10 protein-coding genes and 1 pseudogene are annotated in these 12581 nt (G+C 65.5%); 4 read left to right on the forward strand and 7 right to left on the reverse strand.

Features of this window, described 5'->3' with window-relative positions:
* Positions 1-9: 9 nt before the first annotated feature.
* The 3 genes from ligD to AB0M56_RS46655 all read right to left on the reverse strand — a co-directional run bounded on the left by ligD (position 10) and on the right by AB0M56_RS46655 (position 3042).
* A complete protein-coding gene (ligD, locus tag AB0M56_RS46645) occupies positions 10-1002 on the reverse strand; it encodes a non-homologous end-joining DNA ligase (protein WP_364188934.1) in 993 nt (330 codons plus the stop codon).
* A 106-nt stretch (positions 1003-1108) separates the two neighbouring features.
* Positions 1109-1357, reverse strand: coding sequence for a hypothetical protein (locus AB0M56_RS46650; RefSeq protein ID WP_364189013.1), 249 nt, complete (start codon positions 1355-1357; stop codon positions 1109-1111).
* 563 nt (positions 1358-1920) lie between these two features.
* Positions 1921-3042 (reverse strand): multidrug effflux MFS transporter, encoded by a 1122-nt coding sequence (locus tag AB0M56_RS46655; protein WP_364188936.1) that lies wholly within the window; start codon positions 3040-3042, stop codon positions 1921-1923.
* A 227-nt stretch (positions 3043-3269) separates the two neighbouring features.
* Between AB0M56_RS46655 and AB0M56_RS46660 the strand changes: the two genes are divergently transcribed.
* From AB0M56_RS46660 to AB0M56_RS46670, 3 genes are all read left to right on the forward strand, one after another.
* On the forward strand, positions 3270-4274 hold the full coding sequence (locus AB0M56_RS46660; RefSeq protein ID WP_364188939.1) for a DUF3500 domain-containing protein: 1005 nt from the start codon (positions 3270-3272) through the stop codon (positions 4272-4274).
* Positions 4275-4322: 48 nt separating this feature from the next.
* Entirely contained in the window at positions 4323-5012 is a 690-nt protein-coding gene (locus AB0M56_RS46665; protein WP_364188942.1) for a TetR/AcrR family transcriptional regulator, read from the forward strand.
* A 224-nt stretch (positions 5013-5236) separates the two neighbouring features.
* Positions 5237-6697: an MFS transporter gene (locus AB0M56_RS46670; RefSeq protein WP_364188945.1), complete on the forward strand. Its 1461-nt coding sequence runs from the start codon at positions 5237-5239 to the stop codon at positions 6695-6697.
* A gap of 88 nt (positions 6698-6785) precedes the next feature.
* Here AB0M56_RS46670 and AB0M56_RS46675 read toward each other — a convergent pair whose 3' ends face one another.
* Positions 6786-7823 carry a LacI family DNA-binding transcriptional regulator gene (locus AB0M56_RS46675; RefSeq protein ID WP_364188948.1) on the reverse strand — a complete coding sequence of 346 codons (1038 nt, stop codon included), beginning with the start codon at positions 7821-7823 and terminating at the stop codon, positions 6786-6788.
* Between the two features lie 211 nt (positions 7824-8034).
* Between AB0M56_RS46675 and AB0M56_RS46680 the strand changes: the two genes are divergently transcribed.
* A complete protein-coding gene (locus AB0M56_RS46680) occupies positions 8035-8973 on the forward strand; it encodes a 2-hydroxyacid dehydrogenase (protein WP_364189015.1) in 939 nt (312 codons plus the stop codon).
* Here the strand turns inward: AB0M56_RS46680 and AB0M56_RS46685 are convergent.
* The 3 genes and pseudogenes from AB0M56_RS46685 to AB0M56_RS46695 form a co-directional block, all read right to left on the reverse strand.
* Positions 8967-9934: pseudogene (locus AB0M56_RS46685) on the reverse strand (aldo/keto reductase). The gene AB0M56_RS46680 and the pseudogene AB0M56_RS46685 overlap by 7 nt on opposite strands.
* Positions 9931-11325, reverse strand: coding sequence for an aldehyde dehydrogenase family protein (locus tag AB0M56_RS46690; protein WP_364188951.1), 1395 nt, complete (start codon positions 11323-11325; stop codon positions 9931-9933). Before AB0M56_RS46690 ends, AB0M56_RS46685 begins: the two are co-directional and overlap by 4 nt.
* Positions 11322-12434: an AMP-binding protein gene (locus tag AB0M56_RS46695; protein ID WP_364188954.1), complete on the reverse strand. Its 1113-nt coding sequence runs from the start codon at positions 12432-12434 to the stop codon at positions 11322-11324. Before AB0M56_RS46695 ends, AB0M56_RS46690 begins: the two co-directional genes overlap by 4 nt.
* Positions 12435-12581 lie beyond the last annotated feature (147 nt).

Raw genomic sequence — 12581 nt, forward strand, 5'->3', positions numbered from 1 at the left:
CGGATGGGCCTAGTGCGGTGTCGGGAGGGGGGCATGCTGATCGGCGAGGTCGGCCAGCAGGTCGCCAATTTCGGCGGTGCGGTCGAGGACGTTGTCCGTGGTGAAGGTCAGCTGGGCCGGCTTGCGGCAGGCACGGACTTCGTCCCACGTGATCAGGGTGGAGACCGTCGCCTGTTCACGGCCACGTAGCGAATACGGCGCGATGGTGGTTTTCGCAGGGTTGTTCTGGCTCCAGTCGATGAACACCCGTCCGGTGCGCTGAGCCTTGGCCATCACTGCCGTGACGTCGTTGGGGGTTTCGCGAGCCAGCAGTTGCGCGAGTCGTTTCGCGTACGCAGAGGGTGCGCGCGGGTCGTCGGTGCCGATCGCGGTCAGGAGCTGCATGCCCTTCGAGCCAGACGTTTTCGGCATCGGTGCAAGGCCGTCGGCGGTCAGGAGATCGTGGAGCCGTACGGCGACGCGGCAGCACTCGACGATGGAGGTGTCCGGTCCGGGGTCGAGGTCGAACACGAGCCGGTCAGGAAGGCTGCGCCCGCCGTCGGAGATCGTCCACTGTGGAACGTGAAGTTCGAGCGCGGCGAGGTTCGCCGCCCAGACCAGCGCGGGTAGATCGTCGATCAGCGGATACTCGATCGTCTTCCCGGAGCCCCGCGAGCCGGAGCTGGGCAGCTGCACGGTGCGCAGCCACGAGGGAGCGCCTCGCGGCGTGTTCTTCTCGAACCACTGCTCACCTTCCACGCCGTCCGGCCAGCGGACGAACGTCACTGGGCGGTCCTTCAGATGAGGCAGCAGCAGAGGGGCGATCTGGCTGTAGTAGTGGATTACCTCGCCCTTGGTGAACCCATCAGCCGCGTACAGGACCTTGCCCAAGTTGGACAGCGTGAGCTGGCGGTGCTCCACCTGCACGGTGACGCGCTCGCCCAGAACGATGGGCGCTGCCGCTGGCTCCTGGGGTGGGGTCGGGTTCGTCGGAAGAGGGCGCGTGGGCGCGGGGACGAGCACGGCGGAGAGGGGCTTGTCGTTGCGCAGGCCTCGCCATGCGGTGTGGCGCAGTCGGCCGGCGCCGCGGGTGAATTGCCGGTAGACGACCTCGCCGACGAGCCATCGGTCAGGCCCCCACGATCCCTTTGAGGATCTCGACGACCAGCGGTGCCAGCGCCGCCAGCCCGTAGCCCCATCCCGCGGACTTGAAGGCGGTCTTCGCCTTCTCCACTTCGCCGGGATCTCCGCCGCCCACGACGTACCGGACGCCACCGATCGTCAGGAACACCGTCGCCAGGCCGGCGAGTATGCCCATGATCCAGTTGCGGATGTTGTTGATCACGTCGGTCACCGACGCCGCGAGGGCGACGACCATGGTGTCGGCGTGAGCGGAGGGGGCGGTCAAGGCCAACGCGAGAGCCACCAGCTCGGCCGCGAGTAGGACCTCGCGGGCGCGGCGTCGCCGAGCACCGGCCGACCTGGAGGTCGGATCACTTGTGACGTCGTGCGCTTCCTCGGCGCGTTTCGACGGACAAGAGTGCAGGTCGGAGCGTTCGCTGGGCGCCTTCGAGCTCGGATCGAGCGTCTGGGTCTGGCGCACTGGAGAACGGTCGATCAGGCACACGGCGGAACCTCCGAAGATCGGGTCGAGGGCGGGTTCGTCCCGCAGCCCTGAACTCCGGATTCCGGCTCGATCTTGGACATCGATCCTTGACTCTGCTGCGCAGGTGGGGGAGCGACGTCAGATGCGGATTGTGATCAGCTTGCTGGTCCGTGCGCACGGCTGACCTGATCCGAGATCGAGATTCGAACGGCAACCTCGCCCTCAGCTGATCGACTTGCTCCGCGTCCACTGCGCCATCGCGGAGCTCGTCGGCGAGCCGGAGATGCACGCAGGTGCACCTCCGCCCTATCCCGCCACCGGCGCTCTTTCGAGCCTTAGAAGGCTTGGTCGATAGCGTGTCGGGGACCGCCATCGCCCCAGTGCAGGGCGGCGAGCGCGATGACCGAGCACGCCGCCATCGAGGCGCCCATCGCCCACGGGCCGCCGTTGGCGAGTCCGACGATGGGTGCGACCAGCGCGCCGGCGGCGAATTGCAGGGCGCCCTGGTAGGCCGAGCCAGTGCCGGCGTAGTCGCGCGCCTCCTGAGTCGCGAGCGCAGTCGCACTGCCCAGGACCAAGCCCAACGAGGCGACTCCGACTGTCATTAACGGCCATGCGACACCCAGGCTTGGAGCAGAGCCGAGCAGACTCAGTGTGGTGGATGCCGCGAGCGAGAGCGATAGCCCCACGGTGGCCAGTCGGACGAATCGGACGCGTCCGGCCAGGCGGACGGCGAGCGTGCCGACGAGCACCATGCCGATGCCATTGATCCCGAAGACTGCGGCGTAGGCGCTCGGGCCGAGACCGAGCGTGCCCTGCAGAACAAACGAAGATGAAGACGAGTAGGAGAAAACGCTGGCGAACGCGAACACCGCGGTCAACATGAATCCCAGATAGCGGCGCCTTGTAAGCACCGCCCGGCCGTTGGTGATAACCGTGCGCAAGCCCGCGGGGCGTCGTCGTTCGGGGGGAAGCGACTCAGGGACTAGTGCACCAGCGAGCGCGACCATGACGACGGTGAGAGCCAGCAGTACGCCCATCGCGGTGCGCCACCCGCCGAGCAGAACCGCCACGCCGCCGATGCTCGGCGCGATGATGGGTGCTGTGCTTGCGAGTACCATCAGCGCGCTGATCAGCCGGGCGGTCGTCACCCCTTCGGTGAGGTCGGCGACGATCGCCCGAGCGAGAACGATCCCCGCAGCGCCGCCGATACCCTGGAAGAACCGCGCGGCGATGAGGACCTCGATAGTCGGAGCCACGACGCAGACCACGACGGCGACGGCGCAGAGGATGCTACCGCTCAGTAGAAGCGGTCTACGGCCGATCCCGTCGGATAGCGGGCCGATGACGAACTGGCCGATGGCCAGGCCAATCAAGAACGAGGACAACGTCAGCTGGACCATTGTCGGTGATGTGTCGAAGTCCTTCGCCATCTCCGGAAAGCCCGGAAGGTACATGTTCCGCGGCTAGGTGGGGCCCGCACTCTGCGCCACCTGGTCGACGCTCTCCGGGCGAGCGGGGTGAGGCCCGGTTTCACCTTGACCGTGCCAGTGCGCGCCACTGCCGGAGCTTGCAGGCATCGCCAGATTCTCCGTGCTTATTGACGGACGGCGGGCGAGGTGGTGAACTCTGGAACCAGAATACGCGTTCGCGTTGATCGACGTCGCTCAGAGGAAGGCGGACAGTGTTCGAATCAGTCATTCCCGTAGCGGTGGGTGCTCGTATGCGTGTCGCGGCGCAGAACCTGCTCGACGCGCTCGACGAGCAACAGCAGGCGCTGGTTGGCGGCTCGATGGACGACGCCGGATTCCGAGAGTGGATGTACCTGCCTGGGGAGCGGCCTGGCCTTCGCATCGACGACCTGACCGACGCGCAGCGCGAACTGGTGTACGCCCTGCTTGCGACGGGTATGAGCCCATCGGGGTTCGAGACAGCCCGGGCGATCATGCAGCTCGAGATCCCGTTGAAGGCCCACGAACTTTCCATCGACCACCCGAGCTGGCGCACGCGCGACCCCCTTCACTACTACGTGCGAATTCTGGGCGACCCTCGGACCGACCGGGTGTGGGCATGGCGATTCAACGGTCATCACCTCGCGGCGCACTTCACCATGGCCGACGACGTGGTCACCGGGACGCCGCAGATGTTCGGGGCCAACCCGCGCGTGTTCACTGCACCAGACGGCACGGTCCTTCGCACGCTCGGAAGCGAGGGGGACCTCGGGATCGGGTTGGCGACCGATCTCAGTGCCGGCCAGTTCCGCCAAGCTCAGATCGCTGAGGAAGCCCCTTGGGACATCGCATCGCGTGACGACCCGGTCGTCGAGCTCGACCTATCGGACCGGGGTATCCGCTACGACGAGCTGGGGCCGGCACAGAGAGGGGTTGTCGATGCGATTGTGCGACTCCACCTTGCCCGCTGCACCGAGCCGGTGATGGCGCGTGCTCTCGAGGAGATTGAGTCCGCAGGTCGGGACGCCATCCGCTTCGCCTGGGCTGGGCCAGGTGCGTCGATCGACGACACGACGCTGATCTACTACTCGGTCTCGGGCCCTACTTTCCTGTTGGAGTATGACCGCACCAATGGCAACCCGAATCACGTTCACTCTGTCTGGCGCGACCTGCGCCACGACTGGGGTAGCGATTTGCTCGCCGAGCACTACCGCGCCGTGCTTCAGGAGCGACCGTGAGCGACGTGTCGGACGGGCTGGAGACGAACCTCGGTTATCATGTCGGAGGTGAGCTCCACGACCGGTCTGGTGAAAACGCCGCAGCAGGTGCGGAGCAAGCGTTCGTTGGCGCTTGTGCTGGAAGCCGCACGGGTTGTTCTGGACCGCGACGGAATCCACGACTTCACGATGACGGGAGTCGCTACCGAGGCCGGAGTGTCTATCGGTGGCATCTACCGCCGGTTCGAGAGCAAGGACGCGCTCCTACGGGTCGTGAAGGACCGGGAGTTCACCCGCGTCGAGGAGGCGCTCGCGGCGCGTCTGGGTGCAGCCCAGCCGTCGTTGGTGGCGGTGGTCCGGGAGTTCGTCACCTGTCTCGTGGAGGAGTTCTCCGCCGCCGAGCGGCTCTTCCAGTCGCTCATGGCAGCCAGCGGCACGGACGAAGAGATGCATGCACGTGGTGTGGCGTGGCTCGACACGGTGTTCGAGGCGTTCCGCACCGCGGCGATGCGCGATGCCGCGGCCATCCGCCACGAGGATCCCGACGTCGCGTTGCGCATGGCGTTCCAGCTGATCAGTGGTGTGTTGCTCCGCCGTCCTGTGAGTGGCACATACGGTGGTGAAGTCTTCACTGGCACGTGGGAGCAGGCGTCTGTCGAACTCCAGACGGCAGCGCTTGCCTACCTGACGGCGGGCGGTACGGCGAAAGCGTCGCGCAAGGCTGCGTCGAAGAAGACTGCGGCGACGCGCCGCAGCTGACCCAAACCGGCCTGGCTGACCAGCTCCGAGCTGCTCGGCCGACCGCCGTGTCGCCGTGCCCGCCTCCGTGTCAGGAATGCGTCGTCGCGGAACCTTGACAGCACATGTGGCCAAGCCTAGTTCTCCGCGAGAAATCGATTACTCGACTGTTTTCGCAGGTTCCCGCGCTGCCGGTGAACCCGAGCAGTCGACTCAAACCGTTTGTCGAACGAGCGCGCTGATCAATGACGACCCAGGAGGCTCCATTGCAACGGAATCAGGCAAACGCGCTGATAACACGCGCGAAGAACAAGATCGAACAGCAGGAAAATGTCGGGTCGACGCGGGCCGGCTGGCTCATGATCTCGACGCTGCTCATCGAAGCGTGGGATCTCTACTCGCTGGCGTTCATCCTGGTTTTCCTCAAAGATCTCTATCATCCGAGCACGTTCTTGCTCGCGTTCACATCAGCGGGTCTGCACATCGGCGGGATGATCGGGTCTGTCCTCGGCGGCTATCTGACAGATAGGTTCGGCCGTCGAAAGATCTTCTTGGCCTCGATGATCGTGTTCGCAGTTCTCGCTGTGGCGCAGGGCTTTGCGCCGAGCATGCTCTGGCTAGCGGTGATCCGGGTGCTGGCCGGTGTGCCGTTCGGTGCGGACATTCCGAACGGCTTCACCTACATGATGGAGGTGCTGCCGCGGGCCAAGCGCGAGGTCATGGCCAACCGGTGGCAGAGCATGTTCGCCTTCGGAACCGTGATCGCAGCCATCTTCGTCACAATCCTGATGGCGGCCGATGTGTCGCCCAACCTGCTCTGGCGGATCGTGCTCGCATTCCCTGCAATCCCGGCAGTGGTCCTCATCTTCCTTCGCAGTGGGCTGCCCGAAACACCGGCATGGCTCCTTGACCGTGGTCGGTTTCTTGATGCGAAGGAGGCAGCGCGCCCGGTGTACGGCGATGTGCTCGATTTTCTGCCTGACGAGAACGTCATTGTCGAGCGCCCCTCTGTGCGCGAGGTGCTAAGTGACTTGCGCACCGACAAATTCCGGCGCCGCGCGTCCATCTTCGGTTGGGTAGCCAACTTCAATCAGTCTGGCGAGTTCTGGGCATTCAGCTTCTACGTCCCGTTCATTCTGGTCAGCGTCGGTCTCTCCAACCAGATTGGCAGCAACCTATTCAGCATCGGAGTCAACATCGTCGCAGCGATCGCCGCGACAATCGGCCCGCTGCTGCTGCGAAAGATCGGGCACCGGGGCCTCACTCGCTGGGGCGCGGCACTGACGACCACGGGCCTGGTGGTCGCCGCGATCGGCATGTTCAACACCCAGGTGGTCTTGGTTGTGGTTGGTGCCGCGGTGATGCTGTGGGGTCACTACTGGGACAACGAGAGTGGTCAGACCGTCCTGGCCGTCGTTGCCCGTCCTCGTTACCGTGGAACGCTGTCGGGGCTGGGTAACCTGTCCACCAAAACCGCTGCCTTCGTCGCGGCGCTCGTCTTCCCCCTGCTGTTCAGTGCGCTCGGTATCGGCTGGGCCGCGCTGATCACAGCGATCTTCCCGATTACGACCTGGCTGGTCGCGACCTTCGTTCTTCCGGAGGTGTATGGGTTCTCCGAGGCCGGCGAAGCTGACGACAACGAGCAGGCCCATGTAGTCGCCGGCGGCGGTGAGGCGGCTGGCCGGGTCACGGACGTGACCGGATAGGTGGGGTAGGCCGGATCGATCGAGATCGAAGCAGGTCAAGACGACGGCGGTTGTCGGATTCCCGATCAGATGATTATCTCGGCGCTGGTCAGGCTGAGGTAGCCGGAAGGCTCGACCGGGAATCCGACACTCGCGGAGCAGCCCGCCGAGCGCTGGCACGAACCACGAGCTGGGTGGGGAGCACAATCTGATGGGAACCCGGCTGCGAGTTCTCGTCCTGCATTGCGTCGATCACGATCGCCGCGGCGGTCGAGCCGATTTTGTACGCCGGCTGGGCGACCACAGCCATCGGCGGGCTTACGTACGGCGCCCACGGCGCGTCGTCGAAGGTGATCGCGCCGATGTCGACGCCAACCTGCAGGCCGCGGTCTCCCAGCTCACCCAGCAAGCCCAACGCCATTGCCGCGTTCGCGACCACGAACGAGTCCGGTGGCTCGGCGGCGTTGAGCAGCAGTCGAGCGGCGTCGCGCCCACCGGACTCGCGGAAGTCGCCGTACGCGATGAGAGAGTCCAGAGCGTTGGCCGCGGTGATGTCGGTGTACCCGGCGGCGCGGTCGGTCGCAGTCTGGGCGGTGCGTGGGCCAGTGATGCAGGCTGGCCGACGCCAACCGCCCTTCAGTAACTGCTCGGTGGCGTCGCGCGCGCCTTGGCGCGAGTCGACGAACACGCCGTCGCAGGGCTGATCGAGGTGGCGATCGATCAGAGCGACCGGGATACCCGCGCGTCGAAGGCGCGTGATGTCGGTGGTGCTGTCGCGGGGGGCCAGGATGACGCCGGTCACCATGGCTTCTTCGGCGACCCGCAAGTAGGTCGCCTCCTTGTCGTGGTCCTCGTCGGTGTTGCTCAGCAGCAGATTGAAACCGCGGGCGTGCGCCAGGTCCTCGGCGCCCCTCGCGGCGGCGGTAAAGAATGGATTGCTGATGTCGGGGATGATCAGCGCGAGTGTGGTGCTCACCTGCCGCCGCAGGCTGCGCGCTACTGCGTTGGGTCGGTACTGGATCCGTTCGGCGGCGCGGAGCACCCGCCGTGCGAGCTTAGGGTCCACGCGGTCGTTGCCGTTGAGCGCACGCGAGGCCGTCGCGACCGACACCCCCGCGGCCGCGGCGACGTCGCGGATGGTCAGCATTGAAGTTCCTTCTGATCAGACAGAGCCTTTTCCAGTTTGCATCGTAGCCACCGCGTTGCGATGTCCGCACCAATCATGACGAGACCGGTGGGCGACCCTCGACGCGCGGCTTCCGCGACTACATCGCGGTAGCGACTCGTTCGGTCACCGCAAGGAGGTTTGCAGGATGTCGTGCAGTCATCGGCGTATTGGTGGCCGGCCCACCGTGCTGATGGTCGATCAAATGGAGCCAGTAGTGGCTGAGCGGTGCGCCGAACGCTACGACCTGATCAAGGCGTGGGACGTCGACCGTGAGGCTGTGTTGCAAGCCCGTGGCCACGACGTATCCGCACTGCTGGCGTCGGGCGCCACGGCGGTCGACGGACGGCTCCTTGATCGCTTGCCGAATCTCCAGATCATCACCTGCGGTGGCGTGGGCTTCGATTATGTCGACTTGAGGTCAGCGACTGAGCGAGGCGTTGTTGTCACCAACACTCCAGGAGTGCTCGACGACGAGGTCGCCGACACAGCCATAGGCCTGCTGCTCATGACCGTGCGTGAGCTGAGCGCTGCAGAACGCTGGGTGCGCGAGGGCCACTGGGCTTCCGACGGCCCGTATCGGCTTAGCCCGACGACGCTCGCCAGCCGAACTCTCGGTGTGGTGGGACTCGGCCGGATCGGGCTGGCGATCGCGCATCGTGCGGAGGGGTTTGGCCTGCGGATTTCCTATCACAACCGTCGTCGCCGCGGCGATGTGCCGGAGCGCTATGCCTACTACGACACATTGGTCGGCCTGGCTGCAGCCGTCGACACACTGATGGTCGTGCTTCCCGGTGGAGCCGGGACCTACCACGCCGTCAACGCGCACGTGCTTGGTGCGCTCGGGCGGGAAGGCGTGGTCATCAACGTCGGGCGAGGCTCGGTAGTCGATACTGATGCGCTCGTCGCGTCGCTGCGGTCTGGCAGCATCGCCGCTGCAGGGTTGGACGTCGTCGAGGGCGAGCCACTAGTGCCACCCGAACTACTCGACTGCCCGACTGCAGTCGTGCTACCGCACGTGGCATCAGGCAGTGTTGCCACGCGGCGGGCGATCGGCCAACTTGTGCTCGACAACCTGGAGTCGTGGTTCACCTCAGGTACCGCTGTTACCCCAGTGAGGCAGGTTCAGTAGCCGACTGGCATCCGCAGCGTGTACGGCTGCTCGATTTGGCGAAGTTCGATGTCGCTCAGCTCGATGTCGAGCGCTGCGATTGCATCGTCCAGTTGGCTGGGTTTCGTGACACCGACGATCGGCGAGGTCACTACGGGGTTGCGGAGCAGCCAGGCGAGGGCCACCTGAGCCATCGGGAGGCCACGCCGGCCGGCGACGTCTTCGACGGCGTCGGCGACCGCTTGGTCGGCACTGTAGAAGCGATCCTGGGCAGGATCGGTGTCGGAGCGGGCCGTGCGACGCGACGCCCAGGGGCGGGCGAGGCGCCCCTTTGCCAGGGGACTCCATGGCAGGCTCGCAATACCTTGATTGGCAAGGTAGGGGAGCATCTCGCGCTCCTGCTCGCGCTGCATGAGGTTGTACTGGTCCTGCATCGAGACGAAGCGGGTCCAGCCGCCGAGATCGGCTGTGTGTTGCATGCAAGCGAACTGCCACGTCCACATCGACGATGCACCGAGATAGCGGGCCTTGCCAGCGCGGACGACGTCATGGAGAGCCTCCATTGTCTCCTCGATCGGAGTATCCGCGTCAAAGCGATGGATCTGGTAGAGATCCACGTAGTCAGTGCCGAGGCGCCGCAGTGAGGCATCGATGTTCTCGAGGATTGCGCCCCGCGAAAGACCGGATCCGCCGGGACCCTTGTGCATGGGAAAAACACTTTGGTCGCAAGTATGATGTCTTCACGCCGGCTGTATTTCTCGATCGCGCGGCCAACGATCTCTTCGGAAGTACCGAACCCGTACACGTTGGCGGTATCCCAGAACGTGATTCCCGACTCGACGGCCTTCCTGAAGACGGGCTCGGCGGCCTCATCGTCCAGCGCCCACTCGTTGAACCCGCTCGATGTGTCGCCGAAGCTCATGCAGCCGAGCGTGATCCTGCTGACCTTCAACCCGGTGTTGCCGAGCCAGGTGTACTTCATTGACGTAGAAATCCCTTCGGAGTCATCAGGAACTCGGAGATGATCCCCTCGTGCGGGACCGCCGGGTCGCTGAAGGTGGTCGGCACCGGGCCGACGAAAGTGCTGCGGATCGTCGGGTCCTCGAGCGACTGCTCGATGAGGTCCTCGTCGTCGGTCATCAACGTAAGGTGTACCGAGTTGCGCAGCGGTGCGAGACCGTCGGCGGACGACCACGACGAAACCCACACGCACGGAAACGGCAGCTCGACGGCGATGGTCTGGGTCTGCGCCGGCTCGCTGAGCAGCTGAATCGCAGGGGTGAGTACTGCGCTGCTGTCGCCCAGCTCGTGCATGACACCCCCGCCGCCCAGCACGCGGATTGTTTCACTGGCGCTCGCCGCGAGCACTGCGTTGAGTCCCCGCGCGACCTCGCGACGGGCTGCGGGGAGCAGCGCCTGCGGGTCGTCCGGCGGACGTGGTTCGTACTGCGCCAGCCGCTCGGCTAGTGCCTGCGCTAGCTCCGCCGCGGTGCTCATGTCGCCCTCCACGAGCACGCAGGTGGCGTTCGTGCAGCCCGTGCCGCCGCCGCGAGTGACCGACAGCGCGATCAGATCGAGCTGGTCGCGCCAGTCGTACGGCGCAGCGACGAGAATCTTGGAGCGGCCGGGACCGCGCGCGAGGACGTTCTTCGCGTCGTACTTGTCGATCACCTCTTGGCCGCCATAAACCATCGCGAGGTCGGACGCGCGCATGATCTCGTCGGCGCCATCGTGGGTGGTCGGCAGCATCACGACGTCCGAGGTGGAGAAGCCGGCCTCGTGCAGTGCGCTCACCAGCCGGTGCGCGGTGAGCGGTTCTCGACGTGAAGGTCGAATGGCGACGCGGTAGCCCAATGCGAGGGCCTGCAGCCAGCCAGCGTGTACTGCTGGGTGGTTGCCTGCTGCGAGCACAGCGAACACGTCACCACGGCGCGCCCATAGACCGGTGCCTTTCCACGCCGCCGGCGAGTGCGTGTCGTCGCTGACCGAAATGGGCCGCCCGTATTGAGCTTCGTCGTAGGCATTGCCAATCGAATTGGCAACCCGTTCGGTGGCTGCGGAGACTTCGGTGATGCCTAGCCCGGTGAGCCTGCTCACGAGGTGGCGATAGGTGTCCAGGTCGAGCCCGGCGACCGCCTCTTCGCAGTATCGCGCGGCGGCGTTGCGCAACGCGGCGATCCGCGCGGCCCGCGGCATTGGCTTTCCCTTGCGGAGGCCGCTCATTGCCCGGCTCACGACGATCGGAGGTGCGATCGTCAGCTCGCCCAGTACTGCTCCGGTGACGTCGAGGAGCTCCTCGCGGTGACGTGAGCGGTACGGCCCGGAGGGGATGAGGGCGTCGATGACATAGGGCGTTGTGCGTGGCGCGATCAATACACGCCCTCCACAACGGCGGTCCCACCGAACTCGGCGACCGGGGCGACATCGGCGAACGAGTCGCCGATCTGGTCGGCATCCAAAGCGGGCGTGCGGGTGGCCTCGTCGCGCTCCAGATTGTTCGGGACGAAGAGGCCACGGGTTACGAAGTCGATCGCGATCCGCCCACGCCCGCCGAACTCGACCCGCGCGCCGGTTTCCGGGTCGACGACTCGCACGCTCGTGTGCGGGTTCGGGCCAGGGTCGAAGATACAGGGGTCGTCGTCGGAGAGGCCCGGGCGCTCGATCCCGCCGGATCCCAATGCCATCGTCGTCCCGTAGGCGCCGACAATCGCGATGCCCGGGAACACCGCGGTGCGCAGGAAATCTCGGGTGTCGGGATCCATGGAGGCGCCGCCCCAATGGATATATTCCACGTTCTTCTGGATGATCTGCACGAGATCATCGTGCCGAGCGATGCGAGCCAGCAGCGGCGGAGTGGTTCGCAACAGGTTGACTCGCTGCCGCGTAAGGATCATGGCAGCCTGATCCAGAATGTGGTCGACGTACTCGTCGGCCTCACGTGTTCTCCCGGCCGTGATTTGCTTCTTGACCCAACGGGGGTCGAAGTCGACCCCGAACACGTATGAACCGAACATCCGTGCCGTGCGCTTGCTCTGCTCGTAGCCGCCGTGCGGTCCGCTCGGCACCACCGCGAGCCAGCCTTTGCCGGCGCCAACACCTCTACTTCGCAACGCCGCTGCTTCGCGTTCGGCCATCCGCACGGTGAAGTCAGCGACTAGCGGCAGGCTCTTCGGAGCTCCTGTCGTTCCGCCGCTTTCGACGATCGAGACGACGTCCGCGCGGTGCCCGTAGCCCTGTGGGATCAGATCCTCCAGCGGTACATCGCGCAGCTCATCGGTAACGTTCGGGAAGCGCGCGAGGTCGGGAAAGGTCGTGATGTCCGAGATCGGGTCGAATCCGAGCGATGCGGCGCGTGACAGCCAGAACCGTGAGCCTGTGTCCTCGCCGAAGTGCCAGCGCATCGCCGCCTGGATGAACTCATCGGGGTCGGGGCGAACCCCGAAGGGCAGGCTGAGGACGGCAAACGGGTCGCCGCCCGTCACCGGGTCCTCCTGGCAGATCGTTTCCGACTGAGCATCCTTGGACTCTCCTTCACGTCGGGACGAGCAACGAACTGGGTGGTTGCAGCTCACGGGAGACCGAGCAGTCACGTGAGAAAACGATTTCTCGGATCGTAAGCCGTGGTTTCC

Origin of the sequence: Amycolatopsis sp. NPDC051372 (assembly GCF_040682095.1) — a bacterium.
GTDB lineage: Bacteria > Actinomycetota > Actinomycetes > Mycobacteriales > Pseudonocardiaceae > Amycolatopsis.